The organism is Mycoplasma putrefaciens KS1, from assembly GCF_000224105.1.
In the GTDB taxonomy this organism is placed as follows: Bacteria; Bacillota_I; Bacilli_A; order Mycoplasmatales; family Mycoplasmataceae; genus Mycoplasma; species Mycoplasma putrefaciens.
In genome coordinates, this window is the sequence record NC_015946.1 from 1 (window position 1) to 24,082 (window position 24,082).

Here is a 24,082-nt window from a genome sequence, read left to right on the forward strand (position 1 = left end):
ATGGAAGATAAGGAATTATTAAGAAAAATTAAACTATCGCTATCGAAAAATGAAAATATTGATGTTGATGTTTATAACGAATATATTTCTACTTCTAAGTTGTATAAAAAAGATACGGTAGATTATCTTTTAGTTGTAAAATCTTCTTTTGGTCTTAAAACAATTAAACATATTGAAGGAATTATTGAAGAAGCTATTAAACAAGAGTTAGGTCATAATATTTTTTTAAGTTTTATAGATGAAAAAAAATATAAAAAAGAACAAACTGATCAACAAATAAACACAATAAAGCAAGCTAATAATAACTTTATTAAAAAATCTAAAAAAACTAATCAAAACACTTTTGATAATTTTGTGGTTGGGCCTAGTAATGAACAAGTTTTTATAGCAGCTAAAACAGTTTCTAATGAACCAGGAGTTGTTTATAATCCTTTATTTATTTATGGTGAATCTGGAATGGGAAAAACTCACATTCTAAAATCAGCTAAAAACTATATGCAAACTAATTTTTTAGAATTAAAAATTGCTTATATGAACGCTGAAGAATTTGCTAGAAAAGTAGCTGATGTTTTGCAAAAAACACATAAAGAGATCGAAGAGTTCAAAAAAGATTTACTAGAAAATGATGTTTTAATCATAGATGATATCCAATTTTTAAGCAAAAAAGAAAAAACAAATGAAATTTTTTTCACAGTTTTTAACAATTTTATAGAAAATGACAAACAACTTATTTTTTCGAGTGATAAGTCTCCCGAACTGTTAAACGGGTTTGATAATAGATTAATCACAAGATTTAATATGGGATTAAGTTTACCTATTAAAAGTCTAGATATTAAAACAGCTACTGCTATCATTAAAAAAGAAATAAAAGATCAAAATATTAGCTTAGAAGTTACTGCTGAAGCAATTAACTTTTTATCAAATTATTATGCTGATGATGTCAGAAAAATTAAAGGATCAATTGCTCAATTAAATTTTTGATCACAACTAAATCCCGATCAAACAATTATAACAATCGATACTGTAACTGAGTTATTTAAAGGGATTCCTACTTCTAAATTCGGAATTTTAAACGTTAAAAAAATCAAAGAAGTTGTTTCTGAAAAATATGGAGTTAGTGTTAATGCTATTGAAGGTAAAGGCAGAGCAAAACAAGTTGTTATTGCAAGACATGTTGCCATGTATTTAACTAAAGACATTCTAAACCATACTTTAGTACAAATTGGTGAAGAATTTGGAAGCAGAGATCATACAACAGTTATAAGTGCAGAAAGAAAAATCCTTAGACTTTTAAAAGAAGATAAACAATTCAAAAAAACTGTGGATAACTTAAGAAGTAAAATCTTAACAAAATAATTAAGAAACTCTAATTAGTATCTAATATTTTAATTCTTATCCACATATGGGCACCTTAATAAGAATAAATATTAGATAATTAGTAAATAAGAAAGAGTAATAAGATATTTTTTGATTATTTGATAGTTTTGATTAAAATTTGTTTCTTAAGTTCAAACAAATAAATAGAATATTTGATTATGAGATAATTAAATCAATTAACGAGGTATCAAAACATGAATTTTTCAATTAATAGAATTATGTTATTAGATAATTTGCAAAAAGCTTATAAAGTTATTGATCCAAAAAGTAGTAATCCTAGCTTGACAGGTATTTTTTTGAGTGCTGAAGATCAAAAAATAAGTATTATTTCAAGTAATGGTATTTTATCTTTTAAAAGTATTTTAGATACAAATAATTCTGATTTAGAAATTAAAAAAGAAGGTAAAGTTTTAATTAAACCTAAATACGTTTTAGAAATGCTAAGAAAATTAGATGATCAATTAATTAACATATCAATGATTGAAGATAATGAACTAATTATTAAAACTAATAATTCTGATTTTAATGTTAGTGTATTAAATGCTGAAGATTTTCCTTTAATTGGTTTCAGAGAAAAAGGCATAGAAATAGTTCTAGATCCTAATGAAGTTAAAAAAACGATTTATCAAGTAAATATTTCTATGAATGAATATAGTAAAAAACTAATTTTTACAGGGTTAAATTTAAAACTTAATCAAGAAAAAGTAATTTTTTCAGCAACTGATTCGTTTAGAATAAGTCAAAAAGTTTTATCAACAAGCTCAAAACACAATCAAAGTATAGATATTACAATTCCTTTTAAAACTGCTAATGAATTACCTAAATTATTAGATAATGCTAAAAGTCTAAAAATTGTTTTATTTGAAGGTTATATTACTTTTGTTATTGATAATGTAGTTTTCCAATCAAATCTAATAGATGCAAAATTTCCTAATGTTGAATCTGCACTTCCTAAAGAATTTGAAACAATTATTACTGTAAAACAAAAAGTAATTTTAAAAGTATTATCAAGATTTGATTTTCCAACTGATGATGGTACGCCAAACGTTGTAAACATTAAAGTAGATGATCATAAAATTTACTTTAAAACTTCTATTACTGAAGTAGGAAAATATGAAGAAGAATTTGATAATTTCTTAATTCAAGGAAATAAAAATATTTCCATAAGTTTTAACACTAGATTTTTAATTGATGCTATTAAAACATTAGATGAAGAAAAAATTGAACTAAAATTAATTAATCCAACTAAGCCAATGGTTTTAAATAACTCAAAAGATCAAGATTTAAAACAAGTGATTCTTCCAACATTTATAGCTAACTAGTCCACTAGCTGGATTTTTTATTTGATAAAGTTAAATACTTATATAGAATATGAATATATGACTAATAAAATTAAACAAGTGATTGTAGTTGAAGGTAAAACCGATACTCAAAAACTTAAACAAATTTATGGAAATGAAATTAAAACAATTGAAACTAAGGGATTAAGTTTAAATCAAAAAACTTTAGATTTGATTAAAGAATTTAATAATACAGTTGGAATAATTATTTTTACTGATCCAGATGGTCCAGGTAAAAAGATAAGAGAACAAATCATCGCTTATTTAGATAATAAAGTTTTAAATGCTTTTATTACCAAACAAGATATCAATAAAAAAGCTAAAAAAATTGGACTTGCTCAAGCTGATGAACATTCTATTAAAAATGCTTTATCAAAGTTAGTCACTTATGATAAAAATAATAATTCTATTTCTTGAAATGAATATCTTGAAAATGATTTTTATTTAAAAGCCAATAGAGTTAAAATTTGTGATCATTTTAATTTCGAGTCAACTATTAATTCTAAAACATTATTTAAGTGGTTGAATTGAATGAACTTAGATGTAGATAAAATTAAAGAAATCTTAGGAGAGGCAAATGCAAATAAAAGCTAAAAAACACTTTGGTCAAAATTTTATTTCTGATCCTAAATTGATTAGTAAAATTGTTGATGTTTTAGGCAATGAATTTGATCAGTTAGTTATTGAAATAGGTCCTGGAACAGGAGCTTTGACTGCAGAGTTAGTCAAACGTTTTAAAAAAGTTGTTGTTATTGAAATAGATCCCGACTTAGAAATGGTTTTGAAAAATAAAATTAATTCTGCTAATTTTGAAATTGTTTTAGCTGATGTTTTAACTATTAATTTTAAAACAATTATTGAAAAATATCACTTTAAAAATGTTTCAGTAATTTCTAATATGCCTTATTATATAACTGGTGAAATTTTATTTAAAACTTTTAATGTTAGTCACTTATTAACTAAAGCCGTATTTATGATGCAAAAAGAAGTAGCTTTAAGAATATGTGCTACTCAAGGACAAAAAAACTATAATAATCTTTCTGTTGTTAGCCAATTTTTTGCTGATAGAAAATATCAGTTTACTGTAGTTAAAGGAATGTTTAGACCAATTCCTAAAGTTGATTCAGCAATTGTTTCTTTAACTTTTAACAATCAACACAAAACTAAAGTTAAAGATCAACAAGAATTTATTGAATTTGTTCGTAAACTTTTTAACAATAAAAGAAAAACCATTTTAAACAATTTAACGAATCTAACAAATGATAAGAACAAGGCTTTAGCTTATCTAAATAAAGTAGCAATTGATTATAAAAAACGTCCAGAACAATTAAGTCTAGACGAGTTTATTAGCTTATTTAATATCATATAAAACAAGCTCAAATTTAGTTTGTAAAACCTTTATTTGATGAGTGTAACTATTTATCATGATCGCTAAATCACTAACTACTTAAAACTTTAGTGCCAAGGATTTCTAAAAAGCAAAAAATAAGTGTATAATTAAATACTAAGGATAATTAAGCTGAATCTTTATACAATAATAAACATAGTTCTTTTTAAACTCTTAACCTTAATATTCTTTATTTTTAGTTTTAGTTATCCTTAAAAATTTTATATATTTTTAATAATTTCATTTGTTTTCTTTAAATATTTAAATTTTATTTATGTTTTTCAATATTTAATTAATTTTCTCTTACATTTATTTTCGTTTAGAAAAATTTTAACTCACTGTCTTGTAATTCCTTTATATACAGTTTGTCTAATACAGATTAAAAGATTTAATAATTAGTATTTTAATTTCTTATAATAAAAATATAAATTTTAATTTATCAAAAATATTTCATAATTTTAGACCTTATTTATTCTTATTTTTTTAGGAATAAATAAGGTCTTTTTTAAGCTTGCTAGCTATAAATTTAAAAGATATTTTATAGTGGTTTTGGGGTATAATTATAATGTATTAAAAGCGTTTTTATTGCGTTATTTTTTAATGTCATTTTAAAAGAAAATTAAATGAAAGGATGAAGAAAATGTCTGCAGAATATGGTGCTGAATCGATAAAAGTTTTAAAAGGTTTAGAAGCTGTTAGAAAACGTCCCGGAATGTATATTGGTTCAACTTCAAAAACAGGATTACATCATCTAGTCTGAGAGATATTAGATAACTCAGTTGACGAAGCAATGGATGGTTATGCTAATAAAATTGATATTACTATTACTGTTGATGGTGAAATCATTATTCAAGATAATGGTAGAGGTATTCCTACTGGGATTAATGCTGAAACTGGTAAATCTGCACTTTCATTAGTATTTACTCAATTACACGCAGGAGGAAAATTTGACTCTGAAAGTTATAAGATTTCAGGTGGACTTCACGGAGTTGGAGCAAGTGTAGTTAATGCTTTATCTTTATATGTTGATGTTGATGTTTATAGAGAAAATACACATTATCATCAAGTGTTTAGTAAAGGTGGAACTGAAGAAACAGAACTAGAAAATTTAGGCTTTACCCAATTAAAAGGTACCAGAGTTCGATTCAAACCAGATCCAGAAATTTTTTTAGAAACTACTACTTTTGATTATGAAGTTATTAGAAACAAAGCAAAGCAATTAGCCTACTTAAATAAAGGTTTAAAAATTACTTTAACTGATCAAAGAATTGATAAAACTGTTGATTATCTTTTTGTAAATGGAATTTTAGATTATATCAAAGAAAAAAATGAATCTAAAACTGTTATTAATCCAAGCATTTTTTATGTTGATGCAAAATATAAGGATATCGAAGTTGAAGTAGCTTTGCAATATAACTCAGATTATCAAGAAAACCTAGTGACATTTGTTAACAATATTAATACTATGGAAGGTGGAAGTCATGAAGATGGCTTAAAACAAGCACTAATTAGAGATATTAATAGATATGCTGATAATGTTATTAAAAATAATAAGTCTAATGGTAAGTACTCTTGAGATGATATCAAAGAGGGAATGGTATGTATTGTCTCAGTAAGACATACAGATCCTCAATACGAAGGACAAACTAAAACAAAGTTAGCTAACCCTGATGCTAAAGAAGCTGTCAATGAAATAGTTGGTCAAGCATTTGAAGAATTTTTATTAAAATCACCCGAAGATGCTAAAGCAATTTTAGATAAAAATGCTAATGCTCAAAAAGCAAGAATTGCTGCTCAAAGAGCAAGAGAAGAAACAAGAAGAAAATCTGCTTTAGATTCATTTTCTCTACCAGGTAAACTAGCAGATTGTGAAAGTAAAGATGTAAGTATTGCTGAATTATATTTAGTTGAAGGAGATTCAGCAGGTGGTAGTGCTAAAACAGGAAGAAACAGACGTTTTCAAGCAATCTTACCTTTAAGAGGTAAAGTTTTAAATGTTGAGCGTGTTACTGAAGCTAGAGCTTTTGCGAATAATGAAATTAAATCAATTATTACAGCAATTGGAACAGGTATTAAAGAAGAACTAGATCTTTCAAAATTAAGATATGGAAAAATTGTAATTATGACTGATGCTGATGTTGACGGAGCACACATTAGAATTCTGTTATTAACATTTTTTTATAGATATATGAAAGAGTTGATCAAAAACGGAAACGTTTATATTGCTCAGCCGCCATTATATAAAATTGAATCTTCAAAACATGTTGAATACGCTTATACTGACTTAGAATTAGAAGAACTAAAAAATAATACCTTTAAAGACACAAAATTTAGCATTCAGCGTTACAAAGGTCTTGGTGAAATGGATCCTTTACAATTATGAGAAACAACAATGGATCCCCAACAAAGAACAATGCTTCAAATTTCTTTAGAAGATGCAGCTCTAGCTAATGAAGTTTTTTCTGATTTAATGGGTGAAGATCCAGAACTAAGAAAAAATTACATTCAAGAAAATGCCAGATTTGTTGAAAACATTGATATTTAGAAGGGAAAAGCGATAATGGATAATCAAAATAATAACCAAGATCACTATCATGGAAAAATATCACCAATTGATATAGCAGCAGAAGTTCGAAAAGACTTTTTAGAATACGCAATGAGTGTTATTGTTAGTCGTGCTTTGCCTGATCTAAAAGATGGTTTAAAACCAGTTCACAGACGTATAATTTATGCTATGAATGATTTAGGAATTACAGCAGATAAGCCGCACAAAAAATCAGCAAGAATTGTCGGAGAAGTAATTGGTAAGTATCATCCACATGGAGATAGTGCAGTTTATGAATCAATGGTGAGAATGGCTCAAGACTTTTCTTATCGTTATCCTTTAATTGATGGACATGGTAACTTTGGTTCAATTGATGGTGATGGTGCTGCTGCAATGCGTTATACTGAAGCAAGACTAGCAAAAATTTCAAACTACATTATCAAAGACATTGATATGGAAACTGTTCCTTTTGTTGATAATTATGATGCTAGTGAAAAAGAACCTGCTTATTTACCAGGTTATTTACCTAACTTGTTAGTTAATGGAGCGACTGGGATTGCTGTTGGTATGGCTACTTCTATTCCACCTCATAATTTAGGTGAAGTTGTCAGCGCTCTTAAAGCTTATATCGATAATAATGACATCTCAATTGATGAAATTCTAGATAATCATATTTTAGGTCCTGATTTTCCGACAGGAGCATTAATGACTAATGGTCAAAAAATGCGAGATGGTTATAAAACAGGTCGTGGTGGAGTAATTATTCGTGCCAAAGTAGAATTAGAAGAAACTGCTAAACACAATCGTTTTGTGATTACTGAAATTCCTTATCAAGTCAACAAGTCAAAAATTATTGAAAAAATTGCTGAGCTAGTTAAAACTAAAACAATTATAGGTATTGCTGATATTAGAGATGAATCTAACTATGAAGGAATTAGAATTGTAATCGATTTAAAACGCGATGCAAATCCAGATGTAGTTTTATCTAAGCTTTATAAATTCACTGGCTTACAATCAAGTTTTACTATTAATTTATTATCGTTACATAATAATTTACCTGTACTATTAGATTTAAAGTCAATTATTAAAAACTATGTAGAATTTCAAATTCAAGTTATTATTAGACGTTCTATATTTGAACAAAATAAATTAAATAAACGTCATCATATTCTTCAAGCTTTACATCAAGTGTTAAGTAATGTTGATGAAGTTATTGAAATTATTAAATCAGCAAAAACTACTGAAGAAGCTAAACAATTACTAACTGATAGATATCAATTTGATGATGAGCAGAATAAAGCTATTTTAGAAATGCGTTTACAAAGATTAGTTGCTTTAGAAAGAGAAAAAATCTGAAATGAAATGCAATCTATTCAAGAACGTTTAACTTATTTAGATAAGTTAATTAATAATAAAGATGAACAAAACCATGTTCTTAAAGAGCAGTTAGATGAGATAGTTGCTAGATATGGTGATCAGAGAAGAACATCAATCATTGATGATAAGTTAATTAACATTCAAGATGAAGAACTAATTCCTGATGTTAAAACAATGATTTTATTATCTGAAGAAGGTTATATCAGAAGAATTGATCCTGATGAATTTAGAACGCAAAAACGTGGTGGACGTGGAGTTAGTGTGAATGCTGAACCAAATGACCCTATTGATATTATTACAATGGGCAAGGCAAGAGACTGAGTATTATTTTTCACTAATTCAGGAAAAGTGTTTAGAACAAAAATGTATAACATCAGACAATATTCAAGAACTTCAAGAGGATTACCAATTGTTAACTTTTTAAATGACTTAACAGCTGAAGATAAAATAACTGCTATTTTATGTTTAAGAAATACTAAACAAAAATTTAACTATTTAACTTTTGTAACTCAAAATGGAATGATTAAAAGAACTAAAATTGCTGAATTTGATAATATTAATCGAAATGGAAAAAAAGCTATTACTTTAAAAGAAAATGATCAACTAGTTTCAGTATTTGTAACAACTGGTCAAGATAGTGTTTTTGTTGCTAACCAATCAGGAAAAGTAATTAGAGTTCAAGAAGATAAAATAAGATCAATGTCTAGAACTGGAGCTGGAGTTAAATCTATTAAATTAGAAGATAATGATGTTGTAGTTGGGGCTGTAAGTTCATTTAAATTAACTCATATTACTACTGTTTCAAGTAAAGGGATTTTTAAAAAGACTTCAGTTGATGATTATAGAATTAGTAATAGAAACACCAAAGGTATCAAAGTAATGAATTTAAATGATAAGACAGGTAAATTCAAAGCCTTAATACCTGCTAGAGAAAGCGATTTAATTGTTATTGTTTCAAGTGATGGAAATATTATTAAAACTAAAGTTTCTAGCATCCCAACTTTATCTAGAACAGCTACAGGAGTTAAAGCGATTAGACTAGATGAAGGTCAAGAAATTAAAGCAATTACTTTAGAATATCGTAAAAACCAGCAAGATTTTGACGATTTTGAAGATGAAGAATAATAACTTAACCGCTAAGATTAGCGGTTTTTTTATTTGTTTTTAAAAAAAGAATAAAAAACAAATAAAAAGTAAGATTCTTAAATACTTTAAAAATCTTACTAAAATGCTAATATGTAGTATTAAATTGAGGTTTTAATTAGATTATTTAATTTCAACAATTTGCAATTTACCTTTTCGTATGTCAAATTTCTTTCAAAAACCTAAGATAAGAGACATAGATAAAGTTCCTATGATAATTGCAACTATAAATAAAGCAATTCCTAAAGCTTTAGCAGTATTTGGGTTTTTAAATAGTTCTGAGTTTAGTAAAGGAAAAACAAATATTCCACCATGTGGAGCTGGCAAGGTGATTTTAAATAATCCAACTAGTAACCCAGTAATAAATCCACCTGATAAAGAAGAAACAGAAATACGTTTTGGATCTACTATCATAAATGGAATAGCACCTTCACTAATAAAGAATGAACCCATAAGTCAATTAGTTTTTGCAGCATCTCTTTCTTTTGAAGATCAAACATTTTTAAATAAAATAGTACATAATGCAATTCCTAATGGTGGAACCATTCCACCCGCCATAGAAGAAGCCATAATATTTGTCATAATAGGTTGTGAACCTAATTCTTGATTCACTGATGCAACACCTAACACGTATGCTATTTTATTAATAGGTCCACCCATATCAATACACATCATTAGACCAATTACTGCTCCTAAAATAACTAAAAGATTATTTTTAGCCATTCAAGTTAAACCAAGTTTAATACCATGTGTTACGTATCCTAAAGGTATGTTAATAATAAACATAGTTACAGATATTAGTAATAGTGAAAGTATTGGTATAAACACTATGTCTCTTATTCCTTGAAATGATTTTTTGAAATTTGTCATTAGTTTTGTTAAACTAAAAACTATAAATGCTGCAATATATCCACCAACCATAGCTCCTATAAAACCAGAGTTAGTTTGAATAAACCCTTTAGGTAGTAATCTTGTTCATAATCCAGATCAACTGCCACTTGCTCCATAAGCAAATGAGCCAGTACCATCTGCTAATAATCCTGCAACAATTCCTGGCATTAATCCTTGTGCTCCAACTATAGAATAAGCAATATATCCACCAAGGATGGGAACCATCATCATCATAGCAGTTTTACCAGCAGCAGAGAATCATCCAGCCACACGGTTAACAGTTCCGAAGTTTGAAGAATTTTCTATTGTTGCATTACCTGCAATAAAATCAATTAAAAATCCAAGTCCTAATATAATTCCTCCTGCAACAACAAATGGAAGCATTCTAGAAACTCCGCCAAGCAAATTACTTTTAAAATCTTTAAATTTTTTCAAGCTTAGTTCACCAACAGCTGAACTTTCTTTTTTGACATTTTTCACCAACTTTGTTTTAGAGTTGGTTTCAAAATTACTAATCAATTCTTTACCATTGTAAATAGCATCTTTAGTGCTTGTGTCAAGAACCTTATATCCGTTAAAACGAGACATCCCTTCAATAGCTTTGTCGTGAGCAAGAATAATTACCTTAGCATTTTTAATGTCTTCTTCAGTTAAAGCATTTTCGATACCACGTCTACCTTGTGTTTCAATTTTTACATTCATTCCTAGACTGTGGGCATATTCTAAAATTTTTTCTTGAGCTAAGTATGTGTGTGCAATTCCGGTAGGACAAGCAGTAATAGCTATAACATCATAATTATTTTTAAAATTATTATTTTGAGCCTTTGACTCTTTATTTTCATTCTTAAAGTTGGCAAATACTTTTGTAAAATCTGAAAATTTTTTAGATTGTCTAAGTGTGTTTGTAAATTCAGGATTCATTAAGTAACTTGAAATTGAAGCTAATGAATCTAGATGTTCATTTGTATCGTTACCATCAGTTGCTATCATAAAAATTAAATCAACAGGTTTATTATCAAAACTATCTCAATGAATAGGTTGTTTTAAACTGATATAAGCTATAACTGATTTTTTTACATTACTATTAAGTGCATGAGGAATAGCAATACCATCACCAACCCCAGTAGATCCCTGTTTTTCTCTTGTATAAATTGCTTTTATAAAATCGTTTTTGTTAGAAATAAAATTTTGTTCAAATAAAACTGAACTCAAAAAATCAATTACTTCATCTTTAGTTTTGAAATCTTTATTAAAAAAAGATGTATTTTTATTAAATAAATTTTTTACTTGCATAATCCTTCTTCTATTTTCCAAATTTCGATCTCTATAATTTGTTTTTTTATGTCTTTGCTTGTCGCTAATCATTTGTTAAAAGCCGTTGCTGAACCACACGCTGATGCGTATTTTAGAGTTTCAATTAGAGATAAATTATTCTCAATTCCATGAACAAAACCAGCTAGCATAGAATCTCCTGCTCCAACAGAATTAATCAGTTTACCTTTACCTATACCTATCTTGTAAATCGAGTTATCTTCTGAGAAAAAATAGCTTCCATTAGAACCCATACTTAATAAGATATTTCTAGCTCCAAGGCGACGTAGTTTTAAAATCATTTTCTGAATCTCTATAAAATCATAGTCTTTAACTTGTTTTTCAAATATAGCACACAATTCACCAATATTAGGTTTAATTAAATAGGGTTTAGATTTTAAACCATTTAATAGAGCGCTTTTAGAACTATCTAAAATAAATAAGGCCTGCTTTTGATTGATTACTTGACCAAGTTCTTGATATATTTTTGAATCTAGGTTTTTAGGTATGCTACCAGAGACAACAACTATATCGTTTTTTGTTAAATTATTCTTTAAATAATTCATTAACTTATTAACATAGTTTTTATCAATTTTTTGTCCATATCCATTTAACTCTACTTCTAAATTATTAGATAAATCTTTAATCTTAAAATTGGTTCTAGTGTTACCCGGATATAGAAAAAAATTATTTTTTAATTTTAATTCTTTAAATTTCTTATTAAATTTTTCAAAGTTTTCATCACCAAGAAATCCTGTTGCTAAAACGTTATTTTTTAGATTATTAAGAACAAACGCAACATTGATTCCTTTGCCTCCAATCAGTGAATAAGCATTATCATAATAGTTAGTTTCGTTTAGACTAAAACCATTAGTTTCTATAGTATAGTCAATTGCTGGATTTAAAGTTATTGTATAAATCATATTAATTTCTCCTACTAATTAAGTAAATCATTTAAATTTAAGATTTTTAATTGTGGATTTCTTAGTTCTTTTTTTGTTCTAAACACTCTCATATTATAATGTTTCTTTAATTTCTTATATTCTTTATAATTATTTATCTATTTTAGTTTTTCCCTTTCAAATATATATTTTATATTTTAAAATTTGATAGATTTTAGTATTTCATTGTATTTAACAGTATAGTTACAAAAGATAATATAGTTAGTAGATTTTTAGATAATATTTTGATAGTAGAAATACTTAAATATTTATTTTTCTAAGAGTTTCAAATGAAATTTATAAACTAAAAAACAACTGTTTTAATAATTAATGAAAACAGAAGTTTTAAGTATGGATTGCTTGATTTTTTATTATATTAACTTTCTGATAAATCTTTTATTGGTTTGCCAACTAATATGAAAATGCCAGCTATGGTAGATCCAAATAAAATATTTAAAATCCCCATCAAAGTTTTATCTTCTTCTGTCATGTATTTCTTTTCAATTTGTTTTAAAGTAATTATTCCCATAACTAAGGGAATAATTAAAATTGCTTTAAGAACCATCGAAATAATAATAAATACTTTAGCTATTTTTTTATATTCTTTGTTATACATAAATACCTTTCAAATTTTAATCAATTATAAATAATTTCTTAGCATTTAAAGTTGTTTGTTTTATAACTTGTTCAACACTAATACCTTTTAATTCAGCAACCTTTAAAGCTGTAAGGTAAATAAATTTAGGAAAATTTATCTGTCCTCTAAAGGGATGTGGAGTTAGATAAGGAGCATCGGTTTCTAACAATAATCTATCTAAAGGAATTGCTTTGACTGCGTGTTGTAATGTCTTAGCATTTTGAAAAGTAACCGCCCCACCAATATTGATATAACAACCTAAATCTAAAAACTTTTTAGCGTATTCTTCATTAGCTGAAAAACAATGTACAACAACTTTAGCGACATGATCTAAGCCTTTAATAATTTCAATGACATCATCATATGCTGAGTAAAGATTCTTTTCATCTCTAATATGTATTTGTAATACTTTATTATGTTTAATAGCTAACTGGATATGCTTTTTGAAAAAATCTTTTTGTTTAGCGATATTCTTTCTTGAATAAAAATAGTCTAAACCAGTTTCACCTATTGATATTACTTTTTTATGTTTTGCTAATTGATCTAGTTGTTCAAACACCAAATCATCATAACTAGAAACATTATTAGGATGAATAGCTACAGCTGCATAAACATCATCAAATTCTTCAGATAATTCTATGGCTTTTTTTGAACTAGTTAAATCATAACTAGCGCACAATCAAGCTCCAACGTGATTTTGATAAGCTTCATTTAAGACTTGTTTTATATTAATATCTTGGTATTTATAGTCATCATTTAAGTGAATGTGAGCGTCAAAAATCTTATCATTCTGCATAAAATAAATTTACCCCAATATAATAAAATTATAGCAAATAACATATAATATCTATAAATAGATAATAAGGAGAATAAAATGAGTAAAGTTCTTGTTTTAAAAACAACTGTGCAAGCTGATGAGGTTTCTAATTCGGTTGCTTTAACAAATAGATTTTTAGAAGAATATAAAAAATTAAATCCTAATGATGAAATTATTGAAATAGATTTAAACAAAGAAGAAGTTGGGACTAATATTTTAACTCAACAAAAATTTCCAACCTTTTTTAAACAAGAAGCTTCTATTAAATATATTAAATTATTAAAAAGTGTTGATAAGTTAGTGATTGCTTGTCCTATGTATAATTTTTCAACTCCTGCAACTTTAAAAACCTTTATTGATCATGTTTCTTTAGCTAATGAAACATTTTCATATAAGTATTCTAAAAAAGGTGATGCTATTGGGTTAGTTACTAATTTAAAAGCCCAAATTCTAGGAGTTCAAGGAGCGCCCCTAGGTTGATATCCATGAGGAGCACACACTCAATATCTTGAAGGTGCTTTAGGATTTTTAGGAATAAAATTCAATAAAACAGTTTTATTAGCAGGTGTTAAAGTCGGAGAATTTGGTCAGTTATCTCCAGCAGAACGTGTAGAATCAATTATTGATGAAATTAAACAAGCTGCTAAAACATTTTAATTAAATAAATCTTAATCCCAGATTTCTTATGATTTTGAAATTTGGGTTTTTTAATATTTGCTTAATATTGTTAAAAACACTGTTATTCATCTGATTATTTGTCTTGAATTGGATATCTGTATTTTTATAAAATAATAGGAAATATTAGAAAAGTGGAGTTTATATGATTCAACAAGTGATTGAAGATCCGATAAGACAGTCTTTAGATGATTTTTTCACTATGAAAGAAAAGTGTTTTTACATACCTATTTTTCAAAGAAGATATACGTGAACAACAAAACACATTGAAAGATTATTAGAAGATATTACAAGCGTGTTAATTCAAAAAGATAAAGAATACTTTTTGGGAGTGATATTTTATTTGCAAGAACCAAAATATGACAGAAAATATCACCAAGTACAAATAATAGATGGTCAACAAAGAATAACAAGTTTATTTTTAATCTTACATGCTATTAAAAAACTAATAGATGAAGAAAAAATCAATAACATAGCATTAAACGAGACTATAATTAAGTATTTAAAAGTTACTAATAAAGACAATCAAATTACTTCAAAAAATATGCTATTTCATAAAACTAGTGATGATGAAGTTTATAAAAAAATATCTGATGAAAGATTAGAAATAATAGAGCAAGCCGAAAAAGACACCAACACGTATAAAAATTTTGAATCTGTTTACAAGCAAATTAAAGAACTTAGAAAAAAATACAGTTGAGAAGAACTTTTATCTATTTTTAAAAAAATAAACATCGTTTCTATATCAATACAAAGTGCTGATGATGCGCAGATAATATTTCAAAAAATTAATTCAACTGGTGTAAGGTTATACACTTTTGATTTAGTAAAGAACTTCTTATTAATGAAGCTTAAAGATAACGATGATCAAGAGAAATTTAATCGTAACCTAAAATGATCAGTAGAAGATAAACTTAATAATGACTATAATCATATTCACGAACTTCTAAAACTATTTTTAGCTATTAAAAAAGATGCATACAAATACGATAACATAGATAATATTTATAATGCTTTTGTTGATTGATTTAAAAAAGAACAAGAAAAAAATCAAATTAAGAAAATAGAAGACTTTACCAATGAAGTATTAACTCAAATTTCAGATTATGCTATATACTACTCACAAATAAAAATCAAAGACAAAAAAGAACGAGAATTTTCAAATGAGTTATGAGAACTTATTAGTGAGTTTAGAAACATAAAAATTAATGCTCCTTTGGTTCTTATTATAGAAATGTTTAGATTGTGACAAAAAGACAAAGTTTTACAAGAAGCTCAGGTCATAAGAGCATTAAAGTTTATAAATAGTTTATTAATGCGAAGAGATTTTTGCGATAAGAGTACCAACAGACTTTCTAAATTTTTTCTAAGAGTACTTAGAGATGTTAAAAGATCATCTTCAGATTATTTTGATTTTGAAAAAAGATTATTAAAATTACTAGTTGAAGAACCCGATATGATACCAAATGATGAACAAGTAAGAAGATTAATGCATGGAATAAATGCTTATTCTAAAAATCTAAGAGTATTTCTAAATAAAATAGAGATCGATAACCCATCTCAACCTAATTTAGATATTTTGAGTATTGAACATTTAATGCCTCAGACTCTTAATGAAAAATGAATAAAAGACCTAAATGTTGAAGGACTAAGTGAGGCGGAATTAGACAGGAAACATAAAGAATATCTAAATAAAATTGGGAACTTAACACTCGTTACTAGTAAGATCAATTCTTCAATAAGTAATAGAGAATGAAAGTATAAAAAAGAAAAAATTGAAGATAAATTATTTGGATTAAGCTTAACCAAGGATATTAAAGAAAATGAAATTTGAGGTTTTGCTCAAATTGATGAAAGAACTAATAAATTAATAGAAGAATTTATTAAATATTTTAAATATCCAAGTTTAATTTAAAGTACTAATAACAAAGTCAGATATAAAAAGACTAATCATTTTTAATTAATTCCATAACAAAGGCCAAGTATACCAGTGTTATCTTGTCCTTTTTATTTAATTAATTTAATTAATAAAAAAACTTGAATCACCAGAGATTCAAGTCCAATTAACTATTAACAATAATGTAGTTATCTGCTCACTTTTCAGCGAATGTTCCTTTTTTAAGTATTATTCTAACAAAATCAATAATGATTCCAATACCTAAAGTCACTATAAAAAATAGAGACTCTAGTATGTAAAAACCGAATAAAGAAAGCATTCTATTTGGACTACTGTAGTTTAAATTTGCTGCTTTCATTCCAACTGTTGGTTTTCCTTGCAAGAAAAGAACAATTCTAACAACAAGATAAATTCCTAAGGTAACTATAGTTAATAATCCATCAATTAAATTGGTAAGTATTCTTCTAAGTAATCCTGCTTTTTTCACAATTAGCACTCCTTTGATTTATTAAATATTAAATATTTTGTTAATTATAATAGTTTAGTTAATTTTGTATTTTTGAAATAATTTTTCTATTTCATCTTTGTGTTTAAAATAATCATTAATAGCACTTCTCATGCCTTTTATTAATTCATCTTTAAATTTTGTTGTTTTAGTAGTATCTGTATTGGTTTTTTGAACTTTTCTATAAATTCATTGAAGCTACTTAATTTCGAACTCTTAATTTTACTTCTTTTCTTCTTCTCCTTTTTTTCTACAGATTCAATCAATTTTTCTAGTCTCTCTCCAAAAGCATTAATTATTTTAAAGTCTTGTTCAGGTGTACGTTCTTTAGTTGTGCATGAAACTGCAACCGCACTAGTTGAAGCTATCATTCCAATTTCTCCAAAGAAGGTTAACATTTTTTTCATATTTTCATTCCATTCTATCGACCAATACATATAATATCATATTTTAAAATTTAGAATTCATACTAATCAAGTGTGCAACAAGTTAGGGAGAATAAATGTTTAACTAATTATATGACTTTTATCTATATAATATATAATCAAATAAAGACTTTAATTTAGCTGCTATTATGGTAAAAATGTTCTTAGATTGAAAAATAATATATTAAATAATTAATGAAAGAAGTATTAGAAATTTTAAGTCTAAGATAAAATACTAGCTCATTTAGAGTGGGCTCTCTTAGTTTTTAAATTCATAGGAATAAAATAAATAAGGTTGATGACGACTAGCCTTAGAGAGTTTAATAACTTTGTCCAGTTTTAAAGTGTTGATCAACAACTTTTTGCTTTAGTTGTAACACTCAAGACTTTTTTCTATTTTTGATTAACAACAAAATCACTCTTTGATTTTTAGAAAGAAAGATTTTTAAATTCTTTAAAATGATTAATGATTATTAGAAATATTTTTGCAGCATGTTTGGAAATATGACAAATTTTAAATATAACAACAGCAACGCTCGTATAACTAATCTTTTAAGCAATTATCTTGTCTTTATTAAAGATTTATGTCTCCTAAGTACTAATGTGTTTTATATTTAAAAAATATGATTGTTTTTAAGTAATGTTTCAATTTTATCCTTATATTTATTATATTTTTCTAAAATTTTTGTTATTCCTTCTAGTAGTTGCTTTTTAATTTCTTCCTTGGTTTTTGTCATACCTTTTGTCAATGTTTCAACAGCTTTTTCTAAACTATCAAAAGACTTAGACTTGGTATAAAATGTATAAATTTCAAATAATACACTTGCTTCTTCACTTTCTAGTATTTTTTTAGCTTTCTCTTCTTCTTTTAGTAATTTTTCTACTAATTTTTCAGATCAAGAACCAACTTCTTTAAAAATTTTATAGTCTGTATTGCCATCGTTGCTTGAAATTTTAACAACTTTTGTACAAGCAACTGCAATCATTCCAGTTGAAGATATTATTCCTATTGTTCCCAAAACAGGTAAAAATCTTTTCATTATTTCATCCTATTCTATTATTTTTATTATTTATACTAATATTTATTACTATCTATATTTAGGATAAGCAAGAATTATCTATGCGTTTAGATTCTTTTATCATTAGTGATATTTATGTTAATGGTTGGCATGTATTAAAAATTTTCCTTGTAAAATAAACAGCAAAATTACTTTCAAATAGCAAAAAATCATGTAATAGATAAAAGTTCTATAATATTCAAAACAAATTAACTTACAAGCTGCTCTAATATTATGCTTCTATCTCAATTAACTACGAACTAAAACTTATGATACGGAGATTTTATACTTTTTAAATAATTCTTTTATTTGATTTTCTTTACTAATATATCTTTTGACTAACCTTTTTTAAATAGTTTGACAACTCTCTTCGTGATTCAATTTTATCCTTAGATGAACCAGCTTTTTTGCTTAGAATTTCCACAGCTTTCTCAAATGTATTTATTTCCTTGGCTTCTCCATATATATTGTAGATATCTCCGAGAATTAATATTAGATCATTTTCTGATTCAGTAAAAGTGGGTATATTATCGCTTGAGCTATCGCTCAATTTGATTATAAATTCTTCTACCATTGGTTCTTTTTTCTTAATAAACTTAAAGTTTTCTTCGTCAGTTAGTTCTCTTTTCATATCTTTATTATCTTTATGATTTTTACTAGAACCAACAACTTTTGTACAGGCAACTGCAAGCACTCCTGATGAAATTATCATTGTCATTTCTCCTAAAATTGATAATAACTTTTTCATAACTTAACCCCAACCCGTCTTCTTTATTTTTATAAACATCGCTTTTAAATATTTTTACTTTTTAATGCTTAAATTAAAGAGATTTTGTAGTTATATAATAATTGCTATAAGTAGTTATTTGTAAGAAACCATGGATAAAAGTAGATATTACAAAATAAAAGTACCTTAATTTCATGTGCTTAACATATTATGTGTTGATCTTTGGAACATAATATGAATAGTGATGAGCTGAGATTAAGATACATTATATTTTTGAAAGAAACTCTCTATTTCTTTTTCTTTACTATTATAACTTCCAACCAAACCTTTTAAAAAATTTGACAACTCTCTTCGTGATTCTTGTTTATCTTGTGATGAACCATTTCCCTTTTTATTTAAAACTTCTAATGCTTGACTAAACGTTTTAATTCCCTTAGCTTCTTTATATATTTCATATACTTTCGCAAGAATTGACAATATGTCGTGTTCAGATTCTGTGAAATTAGGATTAGTTTCACCTGAGCCTTCACTCACTTTATGTAACAATTTTTCTATTTTTGGTCCTTTATCTTTAATAAACTGAAAGTTTTCTTCATCAGTCAAAACTTTTGCTATAGGTTTATTAGTGCGATTTGTATTTTGATAAGCAACCGCAGCCATACCAGTTAAAGTCATAATTCCAACTGATCCTAAAATCGATAACAATTTCTTCATAATTTCATTTATTTATAACATTCCTCGTTATTTATATTATCACTTTCAAAAAGATTGTTTTTTAATGTATGTTATTTACCTAGACAATACTTTCTAAAGATGTTATCAATAATTTCATCTTCATATTCAATACCAATTAATTGGTTTAACAAATTTCACGCATCATACAAATCAACATTAACTATGTCAATTGGCATTTTTGACTTAATAACATCAAGTGCTGTTGATAGTTTATTTTTAATTTGTTCAACTAGAGCGATTTGGTTTAATCCAATTAAAATTAACTCATCATTTTTTTTAATTTCTTCATTTGTAAACATGTGATTAATTTTAAATAATAATTGATCAATATCTTGATTTTTAGCACTTGTAAAGACAATGTTTTGATATTTAACTAACAGATTTTCTTTGTCTTGTTCTGTTAATTGATCAGCTTTATTAACTATTAAAATATAAGGTTTATCATTTAATAATTCAAAAATCTCTTGATTATTTTGATCATCAATATTATCTTTATTAACAACAAATAAAATTAGATCAGCTTGATTAATTAAATCTTTAGATTTTTTGATTCCTAAACTTTCAACTAAATCATCAGTTTTTCTAATTCCTGCAGTATCAATTAAGTTTAAAGTAACATTTTCTAAGTTAATTTGACCTTCAACAATATCACGAGTTGTTCCGGGTATATCAGTTACAATTGCTTTATCTTCATTAATTAAAGTATTTAAAATAGATGATTTACCAACATTAGTTTGACCAACAATAGCTGTTTGAATTCCTTCTGAGTTTTTAAACGCTATTTTAGATCTAACTAGTAATTTATTGATTTGATTGTTAATTACTTCTAACAATTTAGTTAAATCTTCAACACTTGATCCTTCAACATCATCATAATCAGGATAATCAATTGACACTTGTATTCGACTAATAATATCTAAAAGATTGTCTTTTAATTGGATAATAGCTTTATTGTTAGCCCCACTCATATTAGATACACCAATTTTTAAAGCTAGTTCATTTTTAGCATGAATTAAATTATTAATTCCTTCTGCTTGAATTAAATCAATTTTTCCATTAATAAAAGAGCGTTGACTAAATTCACCTTTTAATGCCATTCTAGCTCCTGATTGAATGATTATATTAATAATTTTATTAGTATTTAAAATCCCGCCATGACAAGCAATTTCAACAACATTTTCTCCAGTAAAAGAGTAAGGAGCAACAAAACAAGTGAGCACAACTTCATCAATTAATTCGTTATTAAAATAAAGCTTTCTTAAAAAGATTCCTTTTTTAGTAGCTAGTTGTTTTTCTGGTTTTAAAAGTTTATTAACCACATTAAAAGCTTGATCTCCACTAACTCTAATTAAAGCAATTGCTTGAGTTGAAATATTTGTTGCAGGAGCCACTATTGTATCTTGTAAACTAATCATAAAACTATCTCTTTTCTTATAAAATTATACTTTATCTATTAATACGAAAAACTAAGCTGAAATTTATAGATTTACACTTAGTTTTTTTAATTTAATTTAAAATAGTTAGTTTAACCAAGGTTGAAATAATATTAAAGCAATTATTACATTTGCTAATACTAATCCAAAAACCTGTATCTTTTTAAGATATAAAAAAGTACTTAAACTAACTCCTATAGGTACATAAATTCATAAAACAATTTGTCTTCAACCCTTTAAAAATTTTATTTTATTTGTTGGGCTTTTTGGATCAACAAACCCTCAATAATTTGCTGCTGATTGATTAAAAACAATAAATGGAAACATAGTGCCAATAATTAATTCTATTGCTAGAGCGATAATGATTCCAGCAACAACAGGATTCATTAATTTAATTAAGTTTTTAAAAAAAGTCGAATCACTAAATTTTTCTGAATATTTTAAAGCAATTTGCATCATAAAAATTGGTGGAATAACAAAAGCTAGATAAGTCAGAATCATTGCAAAATATCCTCATCATTGACCATTAGCAACAATGTACCCGGTAATTGTAGCAAACTTAGGACTTAAAATACCTGGAGTTGAATTTGCAATAGCAAAAATATTGTTTATAAATTCCTCATCAATTTTTACATTAAATCAAGTTGCCAATGACCTTCATAATCACGCAAAGATCGGCATAAACACTTGTCCTCCACCAAAAACAGATAAAGAGATAAATGTAATCATAACAAGAGAAACTAGAAGAGCTAAAATCATTAGTTAGTCTCCTTATCATTTTTAGTTTTGTTTTTATTTGAATTTTTAGATCTAATTATAAAAACTGTTGAATAAATTGCAATTACTAAAATCATCACTAGTATTGGAATGTTATATGGTTTTGGTATAAATAATGAAAAAGCTAAAGAAATTGAAAATAAAGATATTCAAAGACTTATTTTCATTGTTTTAATTCCTCTTTTAAAATAATTTCATCCAAAGCCAATTAAAGCACCGCTAATTGCAACTAAAACTCCTACTTGAATCGCTATTAAATAGTTTGTGGGAATATAATTAGAAGCAAAAATTAAACCAACAGCAAACAAGGTATGAGGTAATGCTGCTAGACTAACAACTAGATAAGCTTTAAACTTACTTAGTGATTTAAAAGCAATATAAGCTGTAGTTTGAATTGCAGCAGGTCCAGGTAACATATTTGTTAAAATAACGTTATGTTCAAATTCATTTTCGTCTAATCATTGATACTTATCAACAGCATAACGTTTAATCACAGGCATCACTGCATTACCACCGCCAAAACTTATAAAAGTAATAGCAAGGATGAAAAAAAAGATATTTCAAAAAGTCGGTTTTTTAGTGAAATTGTCTTGATTTTCCATTAAAATACTCCTTTTTACACTTGATTAATTTACTACAATAATTTTAGAATAAATTGTAAATAAAAAGTAGCTGCTTAGCTACTTAATAAATTCTTGGTTATCAAAGTATGGTCTTAGAATCATTGGCAGGATTAATTTTTCTCCATCTCAATAATTTTCTAGCATAGCTGCGATTAAACGATCAATAGCAACTCCACTACCATTTAAAGTGTGAACAAGTTTAACTTCACCATCAGTATCTCTAAATCTTGTTTGCATTCTTCTTGCTTGAAAATCTCAACAATTTGAACAAGATGATATTTCACGGTATTTATTTTGTTCTGGGAATCAAACTTCTAGATCATAAGTTTTTGTTGCACTAAATCCAATATCACCACTACATAGTTCAACAATACGATATGGTAAATCAAAAATATTTAAGATATCTTCAGCATCTTGAACTAATAATTCTAGTTCTTGCATAGATTGATTGGGATGAACAATTTTAACTAACTCAACTTTATTGAACTGGTGAAGCCTAATCATACCTTTAGTATCACGTCCAGCACTTCCTGCTTCTTGTCTAAAGCATTGTGTAAATGAAGTATATTTAATTGGTAGAGCTTCATTTGAAAGAATTTCACCAGCATGTAGGTTTGTTAGCGGAACTTCACTTGTTGGAATTAATCATTGCTCTCCAGCTTTGTACATATCTTCAGCAAATTTTGGTAATTGACCAGTTCCTTGCATAATTTCACTATTCACAATTAGGGGACAGAAGATTTCTTTATAACCATATTTTTCATGTCTTGTTAATAAAATATCAGCAACAGCTCTAACTAGTTTAGAACCTAAACCTGTATAGATCAAAAATCTTGATCCACTTAATTTTGTAGCTTTTTCAAAATCAACTAATCCTAGTTTTGTTGCAATCTCTCAATGAGCTGTATTGTGTTTTACAAGTTTAGTGTGTTTAGATTTTTTAATTTCAAGATTATCATTATCATCATGTCCAAAATAAATATTTTCGTGTGGAATATTTGGAATGTATAACAATTTAGTATTTAATTGTTGATTAACTATTTTTAGTTGATTATCTAGTAGTTCAATTTCTAAATTCATCTCAGAAATTTTTTGCTTAAGTTGGTATACTTGAACTTGATTTTGTTGACGAACTAAATTAGCAATTTCTTTAGAAAGTTGATTTTTTTCTGCTTTGATCTTTTCAACTTTTATTATTAATTCTTTTCTTTGTTTATTTTGATTAACAACAAATTCTAAATCGTTTCTATAATCTTGTTGATTACGAATGTTTAATTTCTCAAGAACTTTTTCAAAGTTCTGTTCTATATAATTTATATCCAACATCACTTTAACTCCTTGTCATTTTACGCTAAATACATGTTTATATTATAAATAATATAATTTATATTTTAATAACAAAATTTCTTAATAGATAATTATAGGTTCTGTAATAAACAATTACTAATTATTGTTTAGAAA

Annotated in this window: 21 protein-coding genes; 8 read left to right on the forward strand and 13 right to left on the reverse strand. The window is 26.4% G+C overall.

Annotated features, from left to right (window positions below):
- From dnaA to gyrA, 6 genes are all read left to right on the forward strand, one after another.
- Entirely contained in the window at positions 1-1,356 is a 1,356-nt protein-coding gene (dnaA, locus tag MPUT_RS00010) for a chromosomal replication initiator protein DnaA (protein WP_014034765.1), read from the forward strand.
- 215 nt (positions 1,357-1,571) lie between these two features.
- Positions 1,572-2,699: a DNA polymerase III subunit beta gene (gene dnaN, locus MPUT_RS00015; protein ID WP_014034766.1), complete on the forward strand. Its 1,128-nt coding sequence runs from the start codon at positions 1,572-1,574 to the stop codon at positions 2,697-2,699.
- A gap of 57 nt (positions 2,700-2,756) precedes the next feature.
- Positions 2,757-3,311: a ribonuclease M5 gene (rnmV, locus tag MPUT_RS00020; protein WP_014034767.1), complete on the forward strand. Its 555-nt coding sequence runs from the start codon at positions 2,757-2,759 to the stop codon at positions 3,309-3,311.
- Positions 3,295-4,086 (forward strand): 16S rRNA (adenine(1518)-N(6)/adenine(1519)-N(6))-dimethyltransferase RsmA, encoded by a 792-nt coding sequence (gene rsmA / locus MPUT_RS00025; protein ID WP_014034768.1) that lies wholly within the window; start codon positions 3,295-3,297, stop codon positions 4,084-4,086. The genes rnmV and rsmA overlap by 17 nt, the downstream gene beginning before the upstream one ends.
- 658 nt (positions 4,087-4,744) lie before the next feature.
- Positions 4,745-6,649, forward strand: coding sequence for a DNA topoisomerase (ATP-hydrolyzing) subunit B (gene gyrB / locus MPUT_RS00030; RefSeq protein WP_014034769.1), 1,905 nt, complete (start codon positions 4,745-4,747; stop codon positions 6,647-6,649).
- A gap of 15 nt (positions 6,650-6,664) precedes the next feature.
- Positions 6,665-9,151: a DNA gyrase subunit A gene (gyrA, locus tag MPUT_RS00035; protein ID WP_014034770.1), complete on the forward strand. Its 2,487-nt coding sequence runs from the start codon at positions 6,665-6,667 to the stop codon at positions 9,149-9,151.
- Between the two features lie 141 nt (positions 9,152-9,292).
- On the opposite strand, the gene MPUT_RS00040 is transcribed toward gyrA, so the two are convergent.
- The 4 genes from MPUT_RS00040 to MPUT_RS00055 form a co-directional block, all read right to left on the reverse strand.
- Positions 9,293-11,353, reverse strand: a complete 2,061-nt coding sequence (locus MPUT_RS00040) for a PTS fructose transporter subunit IIABC (protein ID WP_014034771.1) — start codon at positions 11,351-11,353, stop codon at positions 9,293-9,295.
- Positions 11,344-12,294, reverse strand: a complete 951-nt coding sequence (gene pfkB, locus MPUT_RS00045) for a 1-phosphofructokinase (RefSeq protein WP_014034772.1) — start codon at positions 12,292-12,294, stop codon at positions 11,344-11,346. The genes MPUT_RS00040 and pfkB overlap by 10 nt, the downstream gene beginning before the upstream one ends.
- Before the next feature lie 394 nt (positions 12,295-12,688).
- Entirely contained in the window at positions 12,689-12,928 is a 240-nt protein-coding gene (locus MPUT_RS00050; protein WP_014034773.1) for a hypothetical protein, read from the reverse strand.
- A 16-nt stretch (positions 12,929-12,944) separates the two neighbouring features.
- Positions 12,945-13,745 (reverse strand): TatD family hydrolase, encoded by an 801-nt coding sequence (locus MPUT_RS00055; protein WP_014034774.1) that lies wholly within the window; start codon positions 13,743-13,745, stop codon positions 12,945-12,947.
- Positions 13,746-13,823: 78 nt separating this feature from the next.
- Between MPUT_RS00055 and MPUT_RS00060 the strand changes: the two genes are divergently transcribed.
- Positions 13,824-14,423, forward strand: a complete 600-nt coding sequence (locus tag MPUT_RS00060; protein ID WP_014034775.1) for an FMN-dependent NADH-azoreductase — start codon at positions 13,824-13,826, stop codon at positions 14,421-14,423.
- A gap of 163 nt (positions 14,424-14,586) precedes the next feature.
- The gene (locus MPUT_RS00065; RefSeq protein ID WP_014034776.1) at positions 14,587-16,356 is read left to right on the forward strand and encodes a DUF262 domain-containing protein; all 1,770 of its coding nucleotides are present in this window, start codon (positions 14,587-14,589) and stop codon (positions 16,354-16,356) included.
- A gap of 148 nt (positions 16,357-16,504) precedes the next feature.
- Here MPUT_RS00065 and MPUT_RS00070 read toward each other — a convergent pair whose 3' ends face one another.
- From MPUT_RS00070 to serS, 9 genes are all read right to left on the reverse strand, one after another.
- Positions 16,505-16,825, reverse strand: a complete 321-nt coding sequence (locus MPUT_RS00070) for a hypothetical protein (protein ID WP_014034777.1) — start codon at positions 16,823-16,825, stop codon at positions 16,505-16,507.
- A 140-nt stretch (positions 16,826-16,965) separates the two neighbouring features.
- The gene (locus tag MPUT_RS00075) at positions 16,966-17,250 is read right to left on the reverse strand and encodes a lipoprotein (RefSeq protein WP_014034778.1); all 285 of its coding nucleotides are present in this window, start codon (positions 17,248-17,250) and stop codon (positions 16,966-16,968) included.
- Positions 17,251-17,882: 632 nt separating this feature from the next.
- On the reverse strand, positions 17,883-18,308 hold the full coding sequence (locus tag MPUT_RS00080) for a lipoprotein (protein ID WP_014034779.1): 426 nt from the start codon (positions 18,306-18,308) through the stop codon (positions 17,883-17,885).
- Between the two features lie 340 nt (positions 18,309-18,648).
- The gene (locus tag MPUT_RS00085; protein ID WP_238523147.1) at positions 18,649-19,044 is read right to left on the reverse strand and encodes a hypothetical protein; all 396 of its coding nucleotides are present in this window, start codon (positions 19,042-19,044) and stop codon (positions 18,649-18,651) included.
- A gap of 264 nt (positions 19,045-19,308) precedes the next feature.
- Positions 19,309-19,767 carry a hypothetical protein gene (locus tag MPUT_RS00090; protein WP_014034781.1) on the reverse strand — a complete coding sequence of 153 codons (459 nt, stop codon included), beginning with the start codon at positions 19,765-19,767 and terminating at the stop codon, positions 19,309-19,311.
- A gap of 71 nt (positions 19,768-19,838) precedes the next feature.
- The gene (gene mnmE / locus MPUT_RS00095; protein ID WP_014034782.1) at positions 19,839-21,203 is read right to left on the reverse strand and encodes a tRNA uridine-5-carboxymethylaminomethyl(34) synthesis GTPase MnmE; all 1,365 of its coding nucleotides are present in this window, start codon (positions 21,201-21,203) and stop codon (positions 19,839-19,841) included.
- A gap of 105 nt (positions 21,204-21,308) precedes the next feature.
- Positions 21,309-21,980: a chromate transporter gene (locus MPUT_RS00100; protein WP_014034783.1), complete on the reverse strand. Its 672-nt coding sequence runs from the start codon at positions 21,978-21,980 to the stop codon at positions 21,309-21,311.
- Positions 21,980-22,600 (reverse strand): chromate transporter, encoded by a 621-nt coding sequence (locus tag MPUT_RS00105; protein WP_014034784.1) that lies wholly within the window; start codon positions 22,598-22,600, stop codon positions 21,980-21,982. The genes MPUT_RS00100 and MPUT_RS00105 overlap by 1 nt, the downstream gene beginning before the upstream one ends.
- Positions 22,601-22,678: 78 nt before the next feature.
- Complete coding sequence (serS, locus tag MPUT_RS00110) at positions 22,679-23,947, reverse strand: serine--tRNA ligase (RefSeq protein WP_014034785.1); 1,269 nt, start codon at positions 23,945-23,947, stop codon at positions 22,679-22,681.
- Between the last annotated feature and the right edge of the window lie 135 nt (positions 23,948-24,082).